The following is a 22010-nucleotide window of genomic DNA, read 5'->3' as shown; positions in this document are numbered from 1 at the left end:
AGAATCGCATGAGTCCCTGCAGGGCCTGCTCGTCCGTCGACGTCACCACCGTGCTGGATCTCGGCCGTGTTCCTGCCGCCGACACGTTCCCGTCGGTGGGATCGCCGCCCGGGAACGACGAGCGGCACTCTCTCGCCATGGGTCTGTGCACGGCATGTGGTCTCGCGCAGCTCCTGCACGACGACACGCGTGCGGACGAGCCGCGCGGAGTCGAGCCGGAAGCGTTGAGACGGGCCGCTTCTCACGCGATGGATCAGATCGTTCGGCGCGGGTGGTTGCCCGTCGGCGCGGTGGTGCGCGAGTACGGCAGCCCCCACGGCGGTTCGTGGATTCCCGATGTGGTCGGCAGGGGTATCTCCGATGCCGCGCCGGCACACGTCGGATCCGGGCCTGCGGATCTGGTCGTCGACGGGTTCGGCCTGATGCACGAGCCGAACCAGGCGGCGGCATTGATCGAGCGACGGGAGCTGCTCGGCGATCGCGGGGTGCTCGTCCTGCAGATCCATTCATTCGCCACCATCGTGCGGGAACGCCAGTGGAATGCGCTGCGGCACGGTCACTTCGCCTACTGGTCGCTCACTGCGCTCGAATCCGCTCTGCAGTCGGCTGGCCTGACGTCGCTCGGGTGCTGGGAGTCCGATCTGTACGGCGGCACGTTGTTGGTGTCCGCACGTCGCGCGGACGGGAACGGACCGGACGCACCGGCGGCCGACCTCGAGGCAGCACGACGCGTGCGCGAGAGCGAGGCGGCGGCAGGCATCACGAGACCCGTGCTCGTGTCCGCGCTGGGGTCCGCGATGAGCGCCGATGTGGCCGCTCTGCGTGCGGTGCTCGCCGACTCGGTCCTGACAGGAACGGCTATCGCCGCCTACGGCGCGGCGTCGCGCGCCGTCGCGCTCTTCGCGATGGCCGGGGTCGACGCCTCGATGATCGGCGCCGTGGTGGATGCATCACCTGCCAAGTGGGGCAGGCGAATGCCGGCCACCGATGTTCCCATCGTGGGGCCGGACTGGATGTACGCCCATCGGCCCGATCGCGTGCTGGTGACCGTCCCGGATCTCGTGCCCGAGGTGGCCGCGGCGCATCCGGATCTGCACATCGTCGATCTGATCTCGGTCACGGAAGGAAGCCGCACATGACGATCCCTCTCTCGGTGTGTATTCCGGCCTACGAAGCCGCACGCACGCTCGAGACCACCATGAGCTCGGTCCTGGACCAGGACGAGGACATGGAGGTGCTGGTACTCGACAACGCCAGCACGGACGGCACGGGCGATATCGCGCGATCGTTCCGGGACGACCGTGTCACGGTCGTGTCCAACGATCGGGTGCTCGCGATCGGTGACAACTGGAATGCCGCGGTGCGCGCCTCGTCCGGGCGACTGGTGAAGGTCGTCTGCGCCGACGACGTGCTGCGTCCGGGCGCCTTGGCCGGGCAGCGCGCCGTGTTGGACGATGCGGACGTCGCCGTGGTGTCCTCGAAGTTCGAGGTCATCGACGAGCAGGGTGAGGTGAAGGAAACGGGCCTCGGCCTCCCCGGTCTCCTCGGTCGTCGCGGGGGACAGGAGTTGGCGGGCGTCATCGTCCGCCGTGGCCCTGCCGAATTCGGTCCGACCGCGGCCACGACATTCCGACGCGACCTCTTCGACCGCGTCGGGGGGTTCCGTGGAGACCTGGTGTTCCCGATGGACGTCGACCTCTTCGCGCGGATGGGCGCGCACGGAGACTTCCACGGGGTGCCCACCATCGACGCCGCGTGGCGTGATTCGTCGTTCAACCTCTGTAGCCGGACCTCCAGCTACAGCAAGCTCAGCGAGTCCGTGCGGATGCACCACCGCCTGGCCCGTGAAATCCCGGCGCTGGTGTCCACGTGCGACGTTCTGGTGGGAGACGGTCGCATACTGGGTGCGGTCCTCACGCGGCTGCGCTCGCGTGCGGGCAGCGTCGTCGACCGAGTCCTGCGGCGCTGATGGTGCGACTTCTCCGTGATGTCCTGCTCGTGGGTTTCGGTACCTACGGGCAGTTCCTCGTCACGCTCGTCACCCTCCCGCTGACCGCCCGACTGCTCGGCACGGAAGGCGTAGGTCTGGTCGCCGTGGGAATGTCGGCCTACTTCCTGGGATCCGTACTCGTGGATCTCGGTGCGACGCAGTACTTCGCGGCACGGGTCGACGATGCCGACATCACGCGGGTGCGCGGCGCCTACGCCGTCGTGCGAGGGTTGCTGTTCTCCGTACTGGTCGGGGCATTGCTGATCGGGTCGGTGGTGGGCGCGGACGGGGCGGCTCGGGCCTTCCTGGTCGGTGCGGTAGCCGGCGGCATCTGGTCTCTGTCCGAGGACTGGCTCCTGATCGGTCGTGGACGCTTCGGGGCGTCGACCGCGTACCAGGCCGCGGGGCGTATCGCCTACCTCGTCGCCCTGGTGACCCTTCTTCCGCAGTTCCCGTCCCCGGAGGTCGCCCTGGCGTGTCTCGGGGGGTCGTCGATCATCACCGTCGTCGCCACGTGGATGGACGCGGACCGGCACTTCGGTCCGATCGTTCCCACCCTGCGGCTCGGGGACACCGTGAGAACTGCGGCGCCCGTCCTCGCGTCGCGGCTCCTGCTGACGGGATACGGGCAGGGCGGTGCGGCTGCGTATTCGACGGTGCTCGACGCCGCGTCGCTCGGGCTCTTCTCGGCGGCCGACCGGCTCGTGCGGGCGGGCCAATCGGTCCTCGATCCGATCGGGTTCGCGCTGCTCCCCAGGATGGCGCGCATCCGGGACGGTCAGGCCTTCCGTGCGCGGACGGTGCAGGGCGCTCTCGGATGCCTCGCCCTGGCCGTCGTCGCCGCAGCGGGACTGACGCTGTCGGCGCCGGTGGTGATCCGCATCGTCTACGGCACCGAGTTCGACGATGCGACAGCACTGTTGCGCATCCTGGCGTGGATCCTGCCCGCCACGACGCTCACGTCGTACATCACCACCGCGGTGCTGCCCGCGCAGGGACGGACGTCGACCGTGCTCAGCGGCGCGATCATCGGCGTCACCCTCGCCGTGTCGGCGCTGCTGGTCACCTCCGTCACCGGATCGGTCGTGACGATGGTCGTGGGTGTCCTGGTGTCCGAGTGGGCAGTGGCGCTCTGGTTCGTCGTCACCACACTGCGCAGTGCTCCGCGACAGGACACGGTGCCCTTCCGCGCCGACCATCGAGAGGCCACCCGATGACACACGAGAGATCTTCGGAACTCCAGGCCCGCCTGCACCGACTGGTGCCCGGCGGAAGCCATACCTACGCACGTGGTCCCGATCAGTATCCAGAACACCTCACGCCGATTCTCACGCACGGCGTGGGCGCCCGTGTGTGGGACGTCGACGACAACGAGTACGTCGAGTACGGGAGCGGCCTGCGCTCGGTGACTCTGGGGCACGGCTACCGTCCGGTGGTCGATGCCGTGGCGTCAGCGGTCGCCCGAGGAACGAACTTCTCGCGGCCGACCGAGCTCGAGGTGCTCGCGGCGGAGGACTTCCTCCGCACGGTCCCCACCGCGGAGATGGTGAAGTTCGCGAAGAACGGCTCCGACGCCACGACCGCCGCGGTGCGATTGGCGCGCGCGGCGACCGGGCGCACCGACATCGCCGTGTGCGCGCAGCCGTTCTTCTCGGTCGACGACTGGTTCATCGGAACGACGGAGATGAACGCGGGCATTCCCGACAGCCCGGTACATCGGTTCCCGTACAACGACGCGTCGGCCCTGGGCCGTGTGCTGGCCGGACACGACATCGCGTGCGTGGTCATGGAAGCCGCCGGCGCGCTAGCGGAGCCGGCCCCGGGATATCTCGAAGATGTTCGTGCACTCTGTGATCGGTACGGAACCATCCTGGTGTTCGACGAGATGATCACCGGGTTCCGCTGGTCGTCCGCCGGTGCTCAGGGTGTGTACGGGGTGACCCCCGATCTGTCGTGCTGGGGCAAGGCGATGGGCAACGGACTCCCGGTGTCGGCCCTCGCGGGCACGCGTGACCTGATGGAATTGGGCGGCCTGCGGACGGATTCCGATCGCGTCTTCCTGCTGTCGACGACACACGGACCCGAGACCACCGGACTCGCCGCGTTCCGTGCCGTGGTGCGGGCCTACGAGGAGGAGGACCCGGTCGCCGCCATGGAGCGCGCCGGCACGCGCTTGCGCGACGCGGTGACCGAGGTTGCGGCCGATGCCGGTGTCGAGCAGTATCTTCGGGTGCTGGGGCGGCCCAGCTGCCTGGTGTTCGCCACGGCGGATGCGCACGGCGCTCCCTCGCAGGAGTACCGGACTCTGTTCCTTCAGGAACTGCTGACGCGGGGTGTTCTCGGCCAGTCCTTCGTCGTGTCCGCGGCACATACCGATGCCGATGTCGATCACACGGTGGACGCGGTGCGTGCCGCCGTCCTGGTCTATCGCAAGGCCATCGAGGCGGGTACTACGGAGGGGCTGCTCCGGGGTCGGCCGGTCGCACCCGCGGTGCGTCGCCGTGCGGCTCCGCGTCGACTGCCGGATCTCACGGTGCGCTGATGATCTCTCGTGCCGCTCGCCGACCGGATCGCACGGCTCCGTCGAGGTAGCCCGGCCAGCGGTCCGCCAGATCCGTTCCCGCCCAGTGCACTCGGCCGGTGGTCAGGTCGGCGGGCTCGAAGATTCCGCCGTACGGGGGGATGGCGGTGGGTGCGCCGCCCAGCCACGGTTGCTCCGACCAGGTGATGTCGTCGACCAGGCGTGGGGACGCCGCATGCGCGCCGAACAGGCGGACCAGCTCCGCGACGACGACCTCACGACGGTCACTGCGGGAGAACAGGTCCGACGCCGCTCGCCCACCGCTGAAGGCGACGAGGACACCGGGGGAGGCCGCGCCGGGGTTACCGTCGACGACCATCTGCACGGGTCCGTCGACGTCGAGGACGGTTCCGGTGAGGCCGTCCTCGCGCCACCACGGTCTGTCGTACACGACGATGGTCTTCGCGTACTCGCCCATGTGTGAGTTCCGCATCCGGTCACCGGCACCGGCAGGGAGTGCGCCCTCGATGTCCGCGGCGCGGGGCAGGGGTACCGCGATCACCACGGCGGACGCTCGTAGAGTTCCGTCCTCGGTGACGACGTCGACTCCCGACCCATCGGACCGGACGGCGGTGACCGGTCGCCGTAGACGAGGCTCCGACGAGAGTTGCTGCGCCACAGCGGCGACGAGGGCCCCGGCGCCGTCCACGAAGTACCGCTCCTGCGCACCGTCACGTACTTCCGCGATCGCGCGCAGGCTGCCGGCCGCCCGCAGGTACTCGAGCGCGGCGCGGGCCGGGACCTCGTCGGGGTCGGCTCCGAAGATCAGGCGATAGAAGCAGGTGAGGATGTCGCGCCCGTACGCGGACCGGAACAGTCGATCGCCGATCACGTTCGACATGTCGTGCTCGCCGGGACGCCAGGCGTCGAGTACGGGGAGCGGGGTACTGCGGCTGCGTCGCACTGCCACGTCCAGTCCGGCGATTCCGAGTCCCACCGGCAGCCACTCCCGTGCCGGTATCGGTGGCACCTGCCCGTGATATCGGAGGACGCGTCCAGCGGCAGCGAAGAGTTCGTCGGCACCACGTCGACGACGCGGTTCGGGTGCAGTGGCGACGCCGAGCTCGTCGGCCAGGTCCAGGACAGCCGTCTGATCCCCGCCGACCCAGTGAGCGCCGTAGTCGACGTGGTGTCCGTCGACATCTCGGGTGAGCACCTTCCCGCCGATGCGATCGGCAGCGTCGAGCACCGTGACGGACCGACCCGCTCGCTCGAGCTCCCGAGCAGCGACGAGCCCGCTGAGTCCCGCCCCGATCACGATCACGTCCCCCGACATGAGGCCCACCCTACGGGCGGGCCCCATGTCGGGCCGACCTAATCAAGAACGGCCTCCGGCCTGCCTGCTCACATCGTGCGGGTCAGGCGCTCCGCCAACAGCTTTGCGAACGACGCCGGATCCTCGAGTTCGCCGCCCTCGGCGAGCAATGCGGTGCCGTAGAGGAGCTTCGCGGTCTCGGCGAGAGCCATGTCGTCCTTGTGCTCGGCATGGGCCGTCTCCAGAGCCGTGACCAGGGCATGATCCGGATTGAGTTCCAGGATGCGCTTGGTCTTCGGCACGGGCTGACCGGACGCCCGGTACATCTTCTCGAGCTGGGGGCTCAGCGAGAAGTCGTCACCGACGATGCACGCGGGTGATGTGGTCAGGCGTGAGGACAGACGGACCTCCTTGACGTCGTCGGACAGCGTCTCGGCCATCCAGGTGGTGAGGTCGGCGAACCGAGCCTTCTGCGCGTCCTTCTCCTCGGATTCGGCCTCGTCGTCGCCCAGGTCCACGGCGCCCTTGGCGATGGAGCGGAACGGCCTCCCGTCGAACTCGGGGACGGAACCCGTCCACATCTCGTCGACGGCGTCGGTGAGAATCAGCACCTCGAGCCCCTTGGCGGTGAACGCCTCCATGTGTGGGGAGTTCTCCACCTGCTGACGCGACTCGCCGGTCATGTAGTAGATCGCGTCCTGACCATCCTTCATGCGAGAGACGTACTCCGCCAACGTGGTCGGCTTCTCGTCGCTCTGCGTCGTCGCGAAGGACGACAGCCCGAGGATGGTCTCCTGGTTGTCGTGGTCGGACAGCAGCCCTTCCTTGAGGGCACGGCCGAATTCACCCCAGAACGTGCTGTACTTCTCCGGCTCGTTCGCCTGCAGGTCCTTGACGGTGCTCAGCACCTTCTTGGTCAGGCGGCGACGGATCGCGCGGATCTGCCGGTCCTGCTGCAGGATTTCACGAGAGACGTTGAGCGACAGATCGGCTGCGTCGACGACACCCTTGACGAAGCGCAGGTACTCGGGCACGAGCTCCTCGCAGTCGTCCATGATGAAGACGCGCTTGACGTACAGCTGGATACCGATCTTCGATTCGCGCATGAACAGGTCGAACGGCGCACGCGACGGAATGAACAGCAGCGCTTGGTATTCGAAGGTGCCCTCGGCCTTCATGGGGATGACCTCGAGCGGCTCGTCCCATGCGTGGCTGACGTGGCGGTAGAACTCGGTGTACTCCTCCTCGGAGACGTCGTCCTTCGACCGCGTCCAGAGCGCCTTCATGGAGTTGACGGTCTCGTCCTCGAGCACGGTCGTGGCGTCGTCGCCCTCGCCGGTGGTCTTCTCGACCTGCATGCGGATGGGCCATGCGATGAAGTCGGAGTAGCGCTTGACCAGCTCTCGGATCTTGTGTTCCGAGGTGTAGTCGTACAGGTGGTCCTCGTCGTCGGCCGGCTTGAGGTGCAGCGTCACGGCACTGCCCTGGGGCGCGTCGGGAACCTCCTCGATCGTGTACGTGCCCTCGCCGCTGGACTCCCAGCGCGTGGCGGTCTCCTCACCGGCGCGACGGGTGACGAGGGTGACCTTGTCGGCCACCATGAACGTGGAATAGAAGCCGATACCGAACTGGCCGATCAGTTCTTCCGATGCCGCGGCGTCCTTGGCTTCCTTGAGCTTCGCCCGGACCTCGGCCGTGCCGGACTTGGCAAGCGTGCCGATCAGATCGACGACCTCGTCGCGGGACATGCCGATGCCGTTGTCCCGCACCGTGAGGGTGCGGTTCTCCTTGTCGATCTCGAGGTCGATGTGGAGATCGGTGGTGTCGGCGCCGAGATCCTTGTTCTGGAACGACTCGAGGCGCAGCTTGTCCAATGCGTCCGACGAGTTCGACACCAACTCGCGGAGGAACGAGTCCTTGTTGGAGTAGACCGAGTGGATCATCAGATCCAACAGCTGCCGGGTCTCGGCCTGGAACTGCATTTCTTCGACGTGCGCGGTCACGTGACTCCCCTGATCGAAACAAGTGCCTGGTGGACCCTCGTATTTTACGGCAACCGTGCATGCGGTTCCGCACGCCTCTTCCCCCGTAACAATCCACGCGGTACGGTTCGCGAAGGCCGGGACTCTCTCATCGGAAGGTGCATGTCATGGTGCGAATCGGAGTGCGACGAATGATCGGTGGGGTGCTCGCCGCCGGAGCGGTCACGGCGGGATCGGTGCTGGCAGGGGCGGGAACTGCCTCGGCTGCGCCGACGTACATCGGGCCGCTGTACTACGAGAACGCCCCGAGCGGAATATTCGTGCCGACGCCGTGTCAGATCGCCGCGGCAGCGGAAAGGGAAGCCGGCGCGACGATCCTCGTGGACTGTGTGCGGTCGTTCGGGCCGCAGAGCGGGTTTTCGCTCACTCCCTACCAACTTCGGGTCGGCATCGCTCCCCTCGACGGCAGTTAGCCGACTCGTGTCCTGATCGTGACCTGAGCGAAGGTAACTGTCGTCGTAAAGAGACCGATAGGTATGTCAGAGGGGGCGGCGACGGGCCGGCTCCGGACAGGAGTCGACATGCCACTCTCGACGAGCACACGGGCCGCCATCGCGGCCGCCATGATCGCCGGCGCCGCGGTGCTGGGTGCCTGTTCCGCTTCAGACGAGACGAGGTCCGCGACGGCGGTTCCGGCGCCCGCACCGACATCGGTCGTGTCGCCGACCGCAACGCCGGTCACGGTCCCGACCGAAGCGCCCTCGGACGCCGCCTCGGATCAGCCCGGCACCGAGGAACAGTCGCCGTCCACCGTGTCGTCGGCACAGTCGGGAGAGTCGGCAGACCCACTCCCGCGTCCGGGGTCGCAGGAGGTGTCGGTGGACCCCGAACTGTTCCGCGACAGCGGCGGGGCCGGTGAGGGGTACTACTTCCGGACACCGTCGGGAAATGTCTCGTGCGGACTCTTCCCGAACGGTACGTCGGTGGGATTCCTGGGATGCCAGGCCGTGTCCAGTGTCGCTCCCGATGAGGGCGAAGTCTGCTCGAACGGTCCGACCAGCAAGTACGCCGTCCGTGTGGAGAGCACCGGGCCGATCCACTACTGCTCGAATCAGGGCTATTTCACCGGTTCGGAGAACATCCGCACCCTGCAGTACGGCGAGGTGATCAACACGGGACAGAGCTTCTGCGTCTCCCGCGAAGACGGGGTCGCCTGCGCCCGTGTCGGCTCGAACGCCTTCTTCCTCTCACGAGAGAAGAACATCACCCTGCGATGACGTCGGTCATCGCTCGTCGATCGTGGTGCGGATCAGAGTGGTCGACGGCGTCCTCGGTGTGGACCCGAACCCGAAACGCACCGGTGGATCGACGTCGCTCAACGGGCCCAGGTCGTCGCCCTTCCACGACGCGGTCGTGGCGGTGATGTGGTGCTGCCCGCGGGCCCCGTAGTACTCGCGACGCCCGCCGCCCGCGGTGCCCTTGGTCCGTACGCCGCGTAGGGCGATGCGGGCGATCGGGTCGCTGATCGTGCAGAACCAGGGTGAGGTGACCACGGCGGTCGGTGCGACGGACAGCAGTCGACCCAGCAGTGTCGGGCCGCCGATCCGGAACGACACTTCGAGATCGCCGGCCGAGACGCTGACGCTGTCATCCCGGCGGTGATAGGAGACGTCGGTGATTGTCGTCGTGTCGAACCGGTAGGTTGCGGTGACGAACTCGCGGACCTCGTCGGACGGGGCGAGGAGCAGACGCTCGCCGTCGGCGAACTCGACCATGACGTCGGTGAAGTCGCCCAACGGCGACGACGTCCAGTGGCCGACGACGATCCTGGTGCCGGTGGAGGTGCCGAGTCCGGAGATGTCGCCGTCGAATACCGATCGAGTCACCGGCCCGACAGTAGCGTCGACGCGGCACTGTGAGGCGATCGAGGTTCGGGCGAGGCCCCGACTGGGCATCATGGGGGTATGGCTGACACAGCAACATCCGAATCCGGCGGGGCGCCGACCATCTTCGTACTCTTCGGGGCGACCGGAGACCTGGCCAAGCGCATGGTGCTCCCTGCGTTCTACGAACTGGCGCAGGAAGGATTGCTGCCCGACGAATGGGCGTTGGTGGGCAACGGTCGCGGGAGCAAGACCGACGACGAGTTCCGCGAGCACATCCGCGCGGCTCTCGACGAGTTCGGCCCGTCGGAAGGTGTCCACACCGTGGACGAGAAGGTGTGGTCCTCGTTCGCCTCTCGGGTCAGATTCGCCGGCAACGGTTTCACCGCCGACGACCCGGGGGACATGCTGACCGTCCTCGGGGACGTCAAGGACGAGCTCGGTGGCGATCCGCAGTTGGTGCACTACATCGCCCTGCCGCCGTCGACGTTCATCGACTACACGAAGGCACTCGGCGCGCACGACCTCACCGAGGGCGCGCGAGTGGTGTATGAGAAGCCCTTCGGCACGTCGCAGGAGAACTTCGAGAAGCTCGACGAAGCGGTGCACGAATTCGTCGACGAGAAGCAGGTCTACCGGATCGACCACTTCCTCGGGAAGGAGAACACGCAGAACCTGCACATCCTGCGATTCGCGAACGGGATGATCGAGGGCATCTGGAACCGCGAGCACGTGGAGCAGGTGCAGATCGACGTTCCCGAGACTCTCGACATCGACGACCGCGCCGAGTTCTACGACGCGACGGGTGCGGTCCTGGACATGCTGGTGACGCACCTGTTCCAGGTGGCGGCCGAGGTGGCCATGGAGCCTCCGCTGAGTCTCGGAGCCGACGACCTGCAGACTGCTCGGGAATCGGTGATCGCGGCATTCCGCCCGCTGGACACCTCCGAGGTCGTGTTGGGCCAGTACCGCGGATACACCGATGTCGAGGGAATCGACGACTCGTCGACGACCGACACGTTCGTCGCCGCGCGGATGTGGGTGGACACCGACCGGTGGCGCGACGTTCCGTTCGTCCTGCGGACCGGCAAGATGCTCGGCACCAGCACTCAGCGTGTGTCGCTGGTCTTCCGTCGACCGGAAGGCCCGGTCAAGCACCTTCCTGCCGACGGCGCAGTGCTGACGTTCGATCTGAAGGGTGACGGCCGAGTCGACATCGCCATGACCGTGAAGGAGCCCGGTCCGGGCGAGGACCTCGGGATCGGGCGCATGTCCCTCGACCTGTCGACGGTGTCCGACACGGAACCGTTGTCGCCGTACTCCCGCCTCATCCTGGACGTGCTGGAAGGCGACCGATCGCTGTTCACCCGTCCCGACGGTCTGGCGCACGTGTGGGATGTCGCGGCACCGTTGCTGTCCGATCCCCCCGCCGTCATCTCGTACGAACCGGGATCCATGGGCCCCGAGGAGGCCGACGAGTTGGCCTCGCCGTGCGGGTGGTTGGTCACGGCGGACAAGTAGGCCGCAGGCCTCCCACCGCGATGGTCATGCTCTGGGTACGAGCATGACCATCGCGAGGTAGAGCAGGACGACGGTGCCGAAGGAGACGAGGGCGCCCACCACGGTGAGTGACCGAACGAGGCTCGGGTCCCACCCGGTGTAGTCCGCGACACCACCGCACACGCCGGCGATCCACTTGTCGTCCCTGCTGCGGAGTAGCTGTGTCGTGGGTTCTGCGGGTACATGATTCGTTGTCATGCCTCGACTGTGCGCCACGCGAGGGCGCCGTACCATCGGGGATCACCCCCAGAGGCACCCTGATGTTCGCCGCACCGGCTGTTCATCTTCGCAACACCGTCCCGTTCCCGACGGCTCGTACCGTGCTCTGTCGTGACCGCTCTCGATGACGAACTGATGTCCCGGATGGTCGACCTCGCCGACACCTCCGCGTTCTCCGTGCGTGACGACGATGACGACGACCCTGTGCTGATCACCCCGCACGGCGATCCCGTGGACACCTGGCGTCAGGCGTACCCGTATTCCGAGAGGCTGTCCCGGCCGGAATACGAAGGGACCAAGCGTCTCCTGCAGATCGAGTTGCTCAAACTGCAGATGTGGATCAAGGAGACCGGTGGCCGCCACGTCATCGTCTTCGAGGGTCGGGACGCTGCCGGCAAGGGTGGCACCATCAAGCGGTTCATGGAGCACCTCAATCCTCGCGGTGCTCGTGTCGTCGCACTCGAGAAGCCGTCGCCGCGTGAGTCGACGGAGTGGTACTTCCAGCGCTACGTGACTCATCTGCCGGCCGCCGGCGAGCTGGTTCTGTTCGATCGTTCCTGGTACAACCGCGCCGGGGTGGAGCGCGTGATGGGGTTCTGCAGCGACGAGCAGTACGGGCGGTTCCTCGCTCAGGCACCGCTGTTCGAGCAGATGCTGGTCGACGACGGAGTGCAGCTGACCAAGTTCTGGTTCTCGGTGTCCCAGCTCGAGCAGCGCACCCGGTTCGCCATCCGGCAGGTGGACCCCGTCCGCCAGTGGAAACTCTCCCCGATGGACCTGGCGTCGCTGGACAAGTGGGATGCGTACACCAGGGCCAAGGAAGACATGATCCGCTTCACGCACACCGATCACGCGCCGTGGACCACGGTCAAGAGCAACGACAAGAAGCGCGCCCGTCTCGAGGCCATGCGGTTCGTCCTGGACAAATTCGACTACGCCAACAAGGACCACGAGGTGGTCGGTCGTCCCGACCCGTCGGTCGTCGGACTCGCGGAGCCCGACACCGACTAGGAGTCACCGCCTCCGATGGTGCGCCACAGAAACGTATACGCCAGAGCGGATTTGAACGCTGCCTGGGCATTGTCGGCAGCCCCGCCGTGGCCACCCTCGATGTTCTCGTAGTAGGACACGTCGTAGCCGTACTCCTCGAGCAGCGCGTCCATTTTCCTGGCGTGACCGGGATGCACACGGTCGTCCCTGGTTGACGTCGTGATGAGGATCGGGGGATAGGCGCCGCCGTGCATCGCCGGCGGTGACACGTTCTGATACGGACTGTAGTCGGAGATGAAGGCCCATTCCTCGGGATCGTCCGGGTCGCCGTACTCCGCCATCCACGATGCCCCGGCGAGCAGTCGGTGATACCGCTTCATGTCCAGCAGGGGAACCTGGCACACGATGGCGCCGAACAGTTCCGGGTACTTCGTCAGCATGATGCCCATGAGCAAACCGCCGTTGCTGCCGCCCTGAGCGCCCAGTCGGTCGGATGTGGTGATGCCGCGTTCCACCAGATCCTGTGCGACAGCGGCGAAGTCCTCGTGCACCTTGTGTCGACCCGACTTCAGGACCTGCGTGTGCCACGACGGCCCGTACTCGCCGCCGCCGCGGATGTTGGCGACGACGTAGGTGCCCCCTCGGGACAACCACGCCGCTCCCACGACGCCGCTGTAGGACGGGGTGAGGGACACCTCGAAACCGCCGTAGCCGTAGAGCAGAGTCGGACCCGCAGGTGCGGGCTCGCCGCCGACTCCGGCGCCTCGGACGACGAAGTACGGCACCCGGGTGCCGTCGAGGGATGTCGCGAAGTACTGCTCCACAACGAGATTCGTGGTGTCGAAGAACGCGGGCGCCGACTTGAGCGGGACGGGTTCGCTACCCACCGTTCCCACCAGAAGGGTGGACGGTGTCAGATGGCCACTGGCGTCGAGGAAGTACTCGTCCCCGCCGAACTCCGGGTCGGTGCCGATGATCGTGACGTCCACGGCGTCGGGAAGGCCGCTCAGGCGGTCGGACGTAACGGTGTCGCCGAGCGTGACCACACGCACACTCGAACGGACGTCCTCGAGCACCACCAACAGCAGGTAGTTCTCCGTCCAGGCGTACTGATGCAGAGAAGTCCGGGCGTCCGGTGCGAAGACGACCGTGAGATCGCGTGTCCCCGAGAGGAATTCGTCGAGCTTCGCGGCCAGCAGCGACCCGGCGGCGTACTCGGTTCCGTCGACGACCCACGGCGTCGTCAAGCGGACGGTGAGCCATTCCTCGTGTACCGAGACGGACGCGTCGGTGGGGACGTCGATGACGGTGGTCGATCCGTCGTCGTTCAGGATCGATGTGACCGCGTTGAAGAAGTCGGTGGCCCGCTGGACGAGGCTGCGCTCGTAGCCCGGCGTCGAGTCGTGCGAGGCGGACACGGCGACGTCGGTCTGTTCACCCTCGAACACCACGGGCGCATCTTCGAGCGGCGTCCCACGGTGCCACCGGTGGGCGCGCCGCGGGTAGCCGGAGTCGGTCAGCGAGCCGGGTCCGAGGTCGGTGCCGACGAAGACGGTGTCGGCGTCGATCCAGTCGATGTCGGTCTTGGCTTCCGGTACGTGGAAGCCGCCGCTCTCCGGGGCGACGAAGGACCGCGTCGACAGAGAGAATTCGCGGACGACGGACGCATCGGCGCCGCCGCGGGACAGCGAGACCAGTGCACGGTCGAACGACGGCCGGAGTACCTGTGCGCTCTTCCAGACCCAGTTCTCGTCCTCCGCGCTCGCGAGTGCATCCAGATCGACCAGGACGTCCCACTCGGGGTCGTCCAGGCGGTACTGCTCCATCGTGGTGCGACGCCACAGCCCGCGCGGGTGCGCCGCGTCCTTCCAGAAGTTGTAGAGGAAGTCGCCGCGCTTGCGGGCGTACGGGATGCGCGAATCGGTATCGAGGATGTCGCGGATGCGGCTCTCGAGCGCACGGAACTCCTCGTCCGAGGCGAACTCTGCCACCGTGCTCTCGTTGCGGGCGCGCACTCGCGTCAGCGCAGCATCGCCGGTCACATCTTCGAGCCATTCGTACGTGTCGGTCACCCACGCCATTCTGCCGCTGCCCTCGTAGGTCTGTCGTCGCAGGCTACGGGCGCGCAGACGTATTGGTGAGACCGAAACAAGATAAAGGTATGTTTATGGGGTAGTATCACGCCGTAAGGAATGAAAAGAGTCGGTATTCGGTCGGGGTGACCATCAGTAGGGAGTGGATGATGACCATGTCGATCCAGAGTGACGGCGTAGGCGCGACGCCGACGCGCTCTGCAATGTCGCAGGAGGCTCGTGGCAACGGCCGAGAGCGCGACTACTCAGGAGTCCGTGTGCTCTACCTCGGGCGGCGCTCGGCCGACGTGTCGGCGGCAGTGAGCGCGGCCGTGCCGGGTGCGGAACTGACCTTCGTGGATGCAGAACCACTCCACGGACTGTCCGTCGACGGTGATGCCGTCGTCGTCATGGACGGATCGCACGACCCCTCGGACGTACCCGCGCTTCTCGACGCCGCCGGTCGCCGGAGCGTCGGCATGGTGGTCGGGTCGCGGAGTGTGTCCGGCGGTCGCGACGGATCGTCGCTCGCGCGCAGAGTGGGGACCCGAGTTGCCAACCTGATGATCCGACACGTCGTCGACCTGCCCGTGCACGACGTCACGTCGAGCTTCCGGGTGTACTCGGGCGATGCCTGGCGGTCCATCGGTGGCGTCTCCGTTCTGCGTGACGGTGTGCTGCCGGCTCTCATCGCTTCGGCCCATGCCGTTCATCATCAGCGCTGGGTCATCGCGGAGGTGCCGGTGAGTACGCTCCCGTCCTCTACGCGGACCTTGTCCGACGTCGCATCCGCGGCCGGCACTGTCGCGACTCTGGCGCGTCGTCGCCGGGCCTGACTCACCTCCTGACCGGGGCCTAGTGTTGTCCGGGTGACGGACACCTGGGAGCAACACACCTGTCTGCCGCTGTACGCCGACACGGACATCACCGAACTCGCGCGCTACGAGCCCGGCACCTACCTGTCGGTCAACGTCGGCTACTCACCGCACGACAAGGCTCTGGCCACCGAACTGGCCACCACGTGGACCGCCAGAGCAGTCGCCGACGGGAGATTCCTCCCCGTGCGCAGTGTCGCGGACATCGACGAGGCTCGTCGAAAGGGTCTGCGGGCGCTCGCATTCGATCTCGAGGACTCCGCACCGATCGACGGGGACCTGGACAATGTCCGGTACTTCGTCGAGCTGGGGGTGCGCTCGATGCTTCCCACGTACAACCACGCCAACGCAGCAGGCTGCGGGTGTCTCGACGCGACGGATACCGGTCTGACCGCGTACGGCCGCGACATGGTGCGTGTGATGAACGCGGCGGGCATGGCGGCCGACGGTTCGCACTGCTCGCGGAGGACGGGACTGGACATCGCGTCCGTCACCGATCGGCCGATGATCTACAGCCACTCCAACTTCGCGGCCCTGTGGACGCACCCGCGCAACATCACGGACGAGCAGGCGCGCGCCTGCGCGGGCACCGGCGGAGTGGTCGGCATCAACGGTGTCGGCATCTTCCTCGGGGTGAACGATCCGGGCGACCGAGCGGCGCGTGTCCGTGCCATGGCGGATCACGTCGAGTACGGAGTCGACCTGATCGGCCTCGAGCACATCGGGGTGGGGTCGGACTACTCGTTCGACCACGAGGACTTCAACACCGAGCTGGCACTACATCCCGAGGCGTTCTCCGAGGAGTACACGAAATACGGTGCCTTGCAGTGGGTTCCGCCCGAGGATCTGCACACTCTCCCGGCGGTCCTGACCGACCGCGGGTGGGACGACGCTGCGGTGGCAGCCGTCATGGGCGGCAATTTCCGCCGCGTCGCCGACGCAGTGTGGACGTGATCTTCTCCGATCAGGCAGGAGTGAGGCGGAAGATCGGAAAGCGTCGACCCTCGGCAGTCTCGATGTAGTCGAGGAAGCCGGGGGACGCGGCGGTGAACTTCGCCCACTGGGTCTCCCACTCGTCGTCGCCCACCTCGGTCACGTCGACGGTGACGGTCCGCACGGCGCCGTCCCCGGGGACTTCGACGTCGATCCGGGGATTCGATCGCAGGTTGTGCACCCACGCCGGGTCCTTCACCGCGCCGGCCGCCGATCCCACGATGAGCCAGGTGCCACTCTCGGCGATGGCGAACAGCGGGTTCAGTCGCACCTCGCCGCTGCGCGCACCGATCGAGTGCAGCACCACGAGGTTGTCGCCGAATCCGGCTGTGCGGACGTGGCCGGCGTTGTCCCGGAATTCGGAGATGACCTGCTCGTTGAAGTCGCTCATCCGACCATCATCACCGGCGGGAGTCGGAATGAGAAGAGTCGACGAGGGGAATAACGACCGACTCGCCCCCCTTGCACCTGTGGAGAGTGCGCGTTGCTTGGTCCGCTCGTGGACCGGGTAGTCCGCTCGCAGCTTCACCAGAACTCGACGACGAGGAGATATCCCCCATGACACAGGTTCCTTCGATTTCCCTCAACGACGGCCGTTCCATCCCGCAGCTCGGTTTCGGTGTGTTCCAGATCGAGCCGGAGAAGACCGCGGACGCTGTCCGTACCGCGATCGAGGTCGGCTACCGCCATCTCGACACCGCGCAGATGTACGGCAACGAGAAGGAGACAGGCCAGGGAGTGAAGGACTCCGGCCTGAGCCGCGACGACATCTGGATCACCAGCAAGCTCAACAACGGCTTCCACCGCCCCGACGACGCACGTCGCTCGTTCGACGAGACCCTCGAAAAGTTGGGCACCGACTACATCGACCTGTTCCTGATCCACTGGCCGCTGCCGACGCAGTACGACGGTGACTACGTCTCCACCTGGAAGGTTCTCGAAGAGTTCAAGAAGGACGGTCGCGCGCGCAGCATCGGCGTCTCCAACTTCCAGGTCCCGCACCTCGAGAAGCTCGCTCAGGAGACCGACACCGTCCCGTCGGTCAATCAGATCGAGGTGCACCCGTACTTCTCCAACTACCTCGTGCGGGCCTACGGAGCCGAGAACGGTATCGCCACCGAGGCATGGTCGCCGATCGCCCAGGGCAAGGTCCTCGGAGACCCGGAGCTCGAGCGCATCGCGCAGGACGTCGGCAAGAGCACCGCGCAGGTCACTCTGCGTTGGCACATCCAGCGCGGCGACATCATCTTCCCGAAGTCGGTCACGCGGGAACGCGTCGAAGCGAACTTCGACATCTTCGACTTCGAACTCGACGACCGTCAGATCGCGGACATCTCGGCGCTGGACAAGGGCGAGGACGGCCGCACCGGCCCGAATCCCGACACGTTCGACATGATCCCCGACTGACCAGAGCCACTGAAATAAAGACACGAAAGGTCCGGTTACCCATGGGTAACCGGACCTTTCGGCATGTGGCGGGTTCGACGGGACTAAGGTGGACAACCGTGACCTCACACTATGACGTCGTTGTACTCGGAGCCGGACCCGGTGGGTACGTCGCAGCCATCCGCGCGGCGCAACTGGGCCTGAAAACCGCAATCATCGAGCAGAAGTACTGGGGCGGTGTCTGCCTCAACGTGGGCTGCATCCCGTCCAAGGCTCTGCTGCGCAACGCCGAACTGGCGCACCTGTTCACCAAGGAAGCCAAGCAGTTCGGCATCTCCGGTGACGTGTCGTTCGACTTCGGCGCTGCCTACGATCGCAGCCGCAAGGTCGCGGACGGTCGCGTCAAGGGCATCCACTTCCTGATGAAGAAGAACAAGATCGACCAGCTCGACGGCAAGGGGTCGTTCACCGACGCCAACACCATCGAGGTGGAGCTGACGAAGGGTGGCAGCGAGACCGTCACCTTCGACAACGCGATCATCTCCACCGGCAGCACCACGAAGCTGCTGCCGGGCACGTCGCTGAGCGAGAACGTCGTGACGTACGAAGAGCAGATCATGACGAAGGAGCTGCCGGGCTCCATCCTCATCGTCGGCGCGGGCGCCATCGGCATGGAGTTCGGCTACGTGCTCAAGAACTACGGTGTCGACGTCACCATCGTCGAGTTCCTCGATCGCGCGCTCCCCAACGAGGACGAGGACGTCTCCAAGGAGATCGCCAAGCAGTACAAGAAGCTCGGCGTGAAGATCATGACGGGCGCCGCGGTGCAGAGCATCGACGACGACGGCAGCAAGGTCACCGTCGCGATCAAGAACAACAAGAGCGGCGAGACCGAGACGGTCACCGTCGACAAGGTGATGCAGTCCGTCGGCTTCGCTCCTCGCGTCGACGGCTTCGGGCTCGACAAGACGGGCGTCGAGGTCACCGACCGCGGCGCCATCGCGATCGACTCGGTCATGCGCACCAACGTCCCGCACATCTACGCGATCGGCGACGTCACCGCGAAGCTGCAGCTCGCGCACGTCGCGGAGGCTCAGGGAGTCGTGGCCGCGGAGACCATCGGTGGAGCCGAGACGCTTCCCATCGACGACTACCGCTTCATGCCGCGCGCGACGTTCTGCCAGCCGCAGGTCGCCAGCTTCGGTCTGACCGAGAAGCAGGCCAAGGATGCCGGCCACGACATCAAGGTCGCCACGTTCCCCATGACGGCGAACGGCAAGGCGCACGGACTCGGTGACCCCACCGGCTTCGTCAAGCTGATCGCCGACACCAAGCACGGCGAACTGCTGGGTGGACACCTCATCGGACCGGACGTCTCCGAGCTGCTGCCCGAGCTCACGCTCGCGCAGAAGTGGGACCTGACGGCCACCGAACTCGCGCGCAACGTGCACACGCACCCGACGCTCAGCGAGGCTCTGCAGGAGGCCATCCACGGCCTCGCGGGCCACATGATCAACTTCTGATCGTTCGAGGAAGAACACCCCGGTCGCCATCGGCGTCCGGGGTGTTCTTCGTCGAGTGGGACCCTAGTAGTCGCGCTCGATGCGGAGCGTTCCGATGGTCGAGGCCAGACCGTCGTACTGGGTGACCAGCAGCACGAACTCGACGAGTTGCTTGTCGTCGAACACGCGGGCCAGCGCCGCCCAGGAATCGTCCGAGATCGTCTTCGTGGACACCATCTCGTCGGCCGCGGCCAGGAACACGCGTTGGCGCGCGTCGAGACCGGCAGCGTCGGGACCGGCGAAGATGCGCTCGCGCAACTCGTCGTCGACGCCGGCGCGCTTCCCCAACCGGATGTGGTGGTCCAGCTCGTATCCGCACTCACGCAGGTGCGCGACTCGCAGGATGATCGTCTCGGTGTCCTTGCGGGAGATGCGTCCACCGGGCATCAACTTCGAGCTGTAGAACAGCCAGCCCCGGAACAGGCCACCGGTCCGTCCCATCGTGGTGAAGAGGTGGCCTTCCTCGACCCCTCCCAGCTTCGCGACGATGCGGCAGACGACCCAATTGACCGGGCCCAGTTCGCGGATGGTCCGGCCGGGAGCGATGCGGGGAGAAGTCACGATGCCTGACGCTAGTCGACGCGGGTGTCGGTCGCCGCGCTTCCTCTGATGAGGTACGGAGAGACCGAGCTGCGATGCTCGTCGATGTCGAGTTCCTTGCCCAGGGGAGGGAAGGCGCGTTGCGGACAGTTCGCGCGCTCGCACACCCGGCATCCGGCGCCGATCGGGGTGGCGACGTTCGGGCCGTCCAGTTCGAGACCGTCGGCGTAGACCAGCCGATGTCCGTGCCGCACTTCGCATCCCAATCCGATCGCGAACGTCTTGCCCGGTTCCCCGTAGCGCGCCGCTCGCCGTTCGACGGTGCGGGCGATCCACAGGTAACGCCGCCCGTCGGGCATCTCGGCGATCTGCGTCATGATCTTGCCGGGGTACGCGAAAGTCTCGTACACGTTCCACAGCGGGCAGGTGCCTCCGCTGGAGGAGAAGTGGAAACCTGTGGCGGACTGGCGTTTCGACATGTTGCCCGCACGATCGACGCGCACGAACGAGAACGGGACACCGCGTAGCGACGGCCGTTGGAGCGTCGACAGGCGGTGGCAGATGGTCTCGTAGCTCACCGAGTAGTAGGCCGACAGACGCTCGATGTCGTACCGGAAGTCCTCGGCCACCTCGTGGAACCTGGTGTACGGCAGGACGGTGGCCGCCGCGAAGTAGTTGGCGAATCCGAGGCGGGCCAACGCGCGGGATTCGTCACCGGTGAAGCCGCCCTCGGCGACCATGCTGCGAATCAGGTCGCCGTTCTCCAGGTACGCCAGTTCCGCGGCGAAACGGAACACTTTCTGCCCGGCGGACAGGTGCGGTGAGATCTCCAGGACCCGAGTCTTCGCGTCGAAACGGTGGAGGACGTTCTCGCCGAGGTCGATGCGTTCGATCACCTGGACGTCGTAGAGGTTGCGCAGTCGTTTGGCCACTTCGGCGGCGACGTCCGCGCGGTGGAAGCGGAGGCGGTTGGTCAGGTCCTCGGCGGCCCGGTCGAGATCGTCGAGGTAGTTCTGCCGTTGGTAGAAGTAGTCCCGGACTTCCTCGTGCGGCTTGGAGATCGCCGCGCTTCCGCTGCCGTCGGAGAACCGGTCCTCGGTCGCGGCCGCCAACTGAGCCGTCGTGTTGCGGTAGCGCCGATGCATGTTGACCATGGCGCGGGCCAGCGCGGGGTGCGAGGCGACCATGTCGGCGAGCTCGTCGACGTCGGCGTCGACCCCGATGTCCTGATCGAGTGTCACCTCGCGCAGCTCGGCGACGAGGCGGGTGTCGTCCTGGGTGGAGAAGAACGTGGTGTCGACTCCGAACACGGCGGTGATGCGAGTCAACACAGCAGAGGACAGCGGCCGGACGTCGTGCTCGATCTGGTTGAGGTAACTCGCGGAGATGTCGAGCTGTCGTGCGAGCGCCGCCTGGCTCAGTCCTCGCTCGACCCGCAGCTGGCGGAGCCTGCTGCCGACGTAGGTCCGTGCCATGGTCCCAGTCTAGGAGCGCCGTCCGCCATTACCGCGTCTTGACCATATCGTTGCAGGTAGGACGGGTTTTCGGTCTGGTCTGTCACATGCGGGCGCGCCGGGGAAGACGGGCGCACACTAGGCGTTGCACGGGGCGGATACGCACTACACGTGAGAGATAAATCTGAGGAGAAGCGACATGGCCGACTCGGTACGACACGAAATAGCCCGCGACGCGGTGGTGCTGGTGGCAGGAACCGTTCTGGTGTTGTCGACACTCTGGCTCCCGGTGCCCCACCGCAGCGAGGTCACCGGTGCCATTCTCGTGCTGGGACTGCTGTCGGCGTTCTCTGCGGTGTGGGCCATGGGCAGCGCATCGCGCTCGAGTCACTGGGCCCACGTCGTGCTGGGCGTCGTGCTGGCGACGTCACCCGTCGTGCTGGCATTCCCCGCCGGCGCCAGTGCGGCCGACTACTACGCGCTCGTCGGCGGCGTCGTGATCGCGGCGATGGGTGTTCTGGGAGTGCTGACCGAGCGTCGTCGGGTCGCCGTGACGGTGTGATGCGCGAGAAAACAGTACGAACGTACGGTGACGGTGGTCACAGTCCGGCATGGATGATGCCGACGGAGGGCGATTCGACAAGCGCTCTCGTCGGCGGCCGCCATTG

At 66.5% G+C, this 22010-nt stretch carries 21 protein-coding genes; 13 read left to right on the top strand and 8 right to left on the bottom strand.

The annotated features are described in order from the left end of the window. Positions 1-8: 8 nt before the first annotated feature. Genes ASG64_RS12825 through ASG64_RS12810 form a run of 4 tightly spaced genes read left to right on the top strand, consistent with a single transcriptional unit; the run spans position 9 to position 4532 of the window. Positions 9-1139 carry a class I SAM-dependent methyltransferase gene (locus tag ASG64_RS12825; protein ID WP_056073952.1) on the top strand — a complete coding sequence of 377 codons (1131 nt, stop codon included), beginning with the start codon at positions 9-11 and terminating at the stop codon, positions 1137-1139. Beyond that, positions 1136-1969 carry a glycosyltransferase gene (locus ASG64_RS12820; RefSeq protein WP_056073951.1) on the top strand — a complete coding sequence of 278 codons (834 nt, stop codon included), beginning with the start codon at positions 1136-1138 and terminating at the stop codon, positions 1967-1969. Before ASG64_RS12825 ends, ASG64_RS12820 begins: the two co-directional genes overlap by 4 nt. Then, a complete protein-coding gene (locus ASG64_RS12815; protein WP_156388372.1) occupies positions 1969-3207 on the top strand; it encodes a lipopolysaccharide biosynthesis protein in 1239 nt (412 codons plus the stop codon). The genes ASG64_RS12820 and ASG64_RS12815 overlap by 1 nt, the downstream gene beginning before the upstream one ends. After that, complete coding sequence (locus ASG64_RS12810; RefSeq protein ID WP_056073950.1) at positions 3204-4532, top strand: glutamate-1-semialdehyde 2,1-aminomutase; 1329 nt, start codon at positions 3204-3206, stop codon at positions 4530-4532. The genes ASG64_RS12815 and ASG64_RS12810 overlap by 4 nt, the downstream gene beginning before the upstream one ends. Here the strand turns inward: ASG64_RS12810 and ASG64_RS12805 are convergent. Further along, positions 4519-5847: a flavin monoamine oxidase family protein gene (locus ASG64_RS12805; protein ID WP_056073949.1), complete on the bottom strand. Its 1329-nt coding sequence runs from the start codon at positions 5845-5847 to the stop codon at positions 4519-4521. The genes ASG64_RS12810 and ASG64_RS12805 overlap by 14 nt on opposite strands. A gap of 68 nt (positions 5848-5915) precedes the next feature. After that, entirely contained in the window at positions 5916-7808 is a 1893-nt protein-coding gene (htpG, locus tag ASG64_RS12800; protein WP_442971148.1) for a molecular chaperone HtpG, read from the bottom strand. A 167-nt stretch (positions 7809-7975) separates the two neighbouring features. On the opposite strand from htpG, the gene ASG64_RS12795 reads away from it, so the two are divergent. Both ASG64_RS12795 and ASG64_RS12790 read left to right on the top strand, forming a co-directional pair. Continuing rightward, positions 7976-8281 carry a hypothetical protein gene (locus ASG64_RS12795; RefSeq protein WP_056073947.1) on the top strand — a complete coding sequence of 102 codons (306 nt, stop codon included), beginning with the start codon at positions 7976-7978 and terminating at the stop codon, positions 8279-8281. Between the two features lie 108 nt (positions 8282-8389). Then, positions 8390-9085 carry a hypothetical protein gene (locus ASG64_RS12790; RefSeq protein ID WP_056073946.1) on the top strand — a complete coding sequence of 232 codons (696 nt, stop codon included), beginning with the start codon at positions 8390-8392 and terminating at the stop codon, positions 9083-9085. Between the two features lie 6 nt (positions 9086-9091). Here ASG64_RS12790 and ASG64_RS12785 read toward each other — a convergent pair whose 3' ends face one another. Beyond that, on the bottom strand, positions 9092-9694 hold the full coding sequence (locus ASG64_RS12785) for a hypothetical protein (protein ID WP_056073945.1): 603 nt from the start codon (positions 9692-9694) through the stop codon (positions 9092-9094). A gap of 78 nt (positions 9695-9772) precedes the next feature. Here ASG64_RS12785 and ASG64_RS12780 point away from each other — a divergent pair, with 78 nt between their 5' ends. After that, complete coding sequence (locus ASG64_RS12780; protein WP_056073944.1) at positions 9773-11212, top strand: glucose-6-phosphate dehydrogenase; 1440 nt, start codon at positions 9773-9775, stop codon at positions 11210-11212. Positions 11213-11236: 24 nt separating this feature from the next. Here ASG64_RS12780 and ASG64_RS12775 read toward each other — a convergent pair whose 3' ends face one another. Beyond that, positions 11237-11449 (bottom strand): PspC domain-containing protein, encoded by a 213-nt coding sequence (locus tag ASG64_RS12775; RefSeq protein ID WP_056073943.1) that lies wholly within the window; start codon positions 11447-11449, stop codon positions 11237-11239. 156 nt (positions 11450-11605) lie between these two features. Here ASG64_RS12775 and ppk2 point away from each other — a divergent pair, with 156 nt between their 5' ends. Further along, a complete protein-coding gene (gene ppk2, locus ASG64_RS12770; RefSeq protein WP_056074355.1) occupies positions 11606-12481 on the top strand; it encodes a polyphosphate kinase 2 in 876 nt (291 codons plus the stop codon). Here the strand turns inward: ppk2 and ASG64_RS12765 are convergent. Continuing rightward, entirely contained in the window at positions 12478-14541 is a 2064-nt protein-coding gene (locus ASG64_RS12765) for a prolyl oligopeptidase family serine peptidase (protein WP_056073942.1), read from the bottom strand. The two genes, ppk2 and ASG64_RS12765, sit on opposite strands and share 4 nt — an antisense overlap. 161 nt (positions 14542-14702) lie before the next feature. Here ASG64_RS12765 and ASG64_RS12760 point away from each other — a divergent pair, with 161 nt between their 5' ends. Further along, positions 14703-15368 (top strand): hypothetical protein, encoded by a 666-nt coding sequence (locus tag ASG64_RS12760; protein WP_156388371.1) that lies wholly within the window; start codon positions 14703-14705, stop codon positions 15366-15368. A gap of 33 nt (positions 15369-15401) precedes the next feature. Continuing rightward, positions 15402-16361, top strand: a complete 960-nt coding sequence (locus tag ASG64_RS12755) for a dipeptidase (protein ID WP_056073940.1) — start codon at positions 15402-15404, stop codon at positions 16359-16361. Between the two features lie 10 nt (positions 16362-16371). Here ASG64_RS12755 and ASG64_RS12750 read toward each other — a convergent pair whose 3' ends face one another. Beyond that, positions 16372-16791, bottom strand: a complete 420-nt coding sequence (locus ASG64_RS12750) for a nitroreductase/quinone reductase family protein (protein WP_042574955.1) — start codon at positions 16789-16791, stop codon at positions 16372-16374. Between the two features lie 167 nt (positions 16792-16958). Between ASG64_RS12750 and ASG64_RS12745 the strand changes: the two genes are divergently transcribed. Together ASG64_RS12745 and lpdA are read left to right on the top strand one after the other, a co-directional pair. Continuing rightward, positions 16959-17807: an aldo/keto reductase gene (locus ASG64_RS12745; protein ID WP_042574954.1), complete on the top strand. Its 849-nt coding sequence runs from the start codon at positions 16959-16961 to the stop codon at positions 17805-17807. Positions 17808-17905: 98 nt separating this feature from the next. Next, a complete protein-coding gene (gene lpdA / locus ASG64_RS12740; RefSeq protein WP_042574953.1) occupies positions 17906-19309 on the top strand; it encodes a dihydrolipoyl dehydrogenase in 1404 nt (467 codons plus the stop codon). Positions 19310-19372: 63 nt separating this feature from the next. Here lpdA and ASG64_RS12735 read toward each other — a convergent pair whose 3' ends face one another. Together ASG64_RS12735 and ramB are read right to left on the bottom strand one after the other, a co-directional pair. Then, complete coding sequence (locus ASG64_RS12735) at positions 19373-19909, bottom strand: carboxymuconolactone decarboxylase family protein (RefSeq protein WP_042574952.1); 537 nt, start codon at positions 19907-19909, stop codon at positions 19373-19375. Positions 19910-19920: 11 nt separating this feature from the next. Next, entirely contained in the window at positions 19921-21363 is a 1443-nt protein-coding gene (gene ramB / locus ASG64_RS12730) for an acetate metabolism transcriptional regulator RamB (RefSeq protein WP_042574951.1), read from the bottom strand. Positions 21364-21541: 178 nt separating this feature from the next. Here ramB and ASG64_RS12725 point away from each other — a divergent pair, with 178 nt between their 5' ends. Beyond that, complete coding sequence (locus tag ASG64_RS12725) at positions 21542-21904, top strand: SPW repeat domain-containing protein (RefSeq protein ID WP_056073939.1); 363 nt, start codon at positions 21542-21544, stop codon at positions 21902-21904. Positions 21905-22010: the final 106 nt, after the last annotated feature.

This window comes from Rhodococcus sp. Leaf247 (assembly GCF_001426185.1).
Classification (GTDB): Bacteria; Actinomycetota; Actinomycetes; order Mycobacteriales; family Mycobacteriaceae; genus Rhodococcoides.
Note: the sequence above shows the minus strand (reverse complement) of the source record. Positions and strands in the feature narration are given on the sequence as shown.

Bases quoted from the DNA above. Each gene is read 5' to 3' on its own strand.
- ASG64_RS12825 (WP_056073952.1), top strand. From the start codon at position 9: ATGAGTCCCTGCAGGGCCTGCTCGTCCGTCGACGTCACCACCGTGCTG.
- ASG64_RS12820 (WP_056073951.1), top strand. From the start codon at position 1,136: ATGACGATCCCTCTCTCGGTGTGTATTCCGGCCTACGAAGCCGCACGC.
- ASG64_RS12815 (WP_156388372.1), top strand. From the start codon at position 1,969: ATGGTGCGACTTCTCCGTGATGTCCTGCTCGTGGGTTTCGGTACCTAC.
- ASG64_RS12810 (WP_056073950.1), top strand. From the start codon at position 3,204: ATGACACACGAGAGATCTTCGGAACTCCAGGCCCGCCTGCACCGACTG.
- ASG64_RS12805 (WP_056073949.1), bottom strand. From the start codon at position 5,847: ATGTCGGGGGACGTGATCGTGATCGGGGCGGGACTCAGCGGGCTCGTC.
- htpG (WP_442971148.1), bottom strand. From the start codon at position 7,808: ATGCAGTTCCAGGCCGAGACCCGGCAGCTGTTGGATCTGATGATCCAC.
- ASG64_RS12795 (WP_056073947.1), top strand. From the start codon at position 7,976: ATGGTGCGAATCGGAGTGCGACGAATGATCGGTGGGGTGCTCGCCGCC.
- ASG64_RS12790 (WP_056073946.1), top strand. From the start codon at position 8,390: ATGCCACTCTCGACGAGCACACGGGCCGCCATCGCGGCCGCCATGATC.
- ASG64_RS12780 (WP_056073944.1), top strand. From the start codon at position 9,773: ATGGCTGACACAGCAACATCCGAATCCGGCGGGGCGCCGACCATCTTC.
- ASG64_RS12775 (WP_056073943.1), bottom strand. From the start codon at position 11,449: ATGACAACGAATCATGTACCCGCAGAACCCACGACACAGCTACTCCGC.
- ppk2 (WP_056074355.1), top strand. From the start codon at position 11,606: ATGTCCCGGATGGTCGACCTCGCCGACACCTCCGCGTTCTCCGTGCGT.
- ASG64_RS12765 (WP_056073942.1), bottom strand. From the start codon at position 14,541: ATGGCGTGGGTGACCGACACGTACGAATGGCTCGAAGATGTGACCGGC.
- ASG64_RS12760 (WP_156388371.1), top strand. From the start codon at position 14,703: ATGACCATGTCGATCCAGAGTGACGGCGTAGGCGCGACGCCGACGCGC.
- ASG64_RS12750 (WP_042574955.1), bottom strand. From the start codon at position 16,791: ATGAGCGACTTCAACGAGCAGGTCATCTCCGAATTCCGGGACAACGCC.
- ASG64_RS12745 (WP_042574954.1), top strand. From the start codon at position 16,959: ATGACACAGGTTCCTTCGATTTCCCTCAACGACGGCCGTTCCATCCCG.
- ramB (WP_042574951.1), bottom strand. From the start codon at position 21,363: ATGGCACGGACCTACGTCGGCAGCAGGCTCCGCCAGCTGCGGGTCGAG.
- ASG64_RS12725 (WP_056073939.1), top strand. From the start codon at position 21,542: ATGGCCGACTCGGTACGACACGAAATAGCCCGCGACGCGGTGGTGCTG.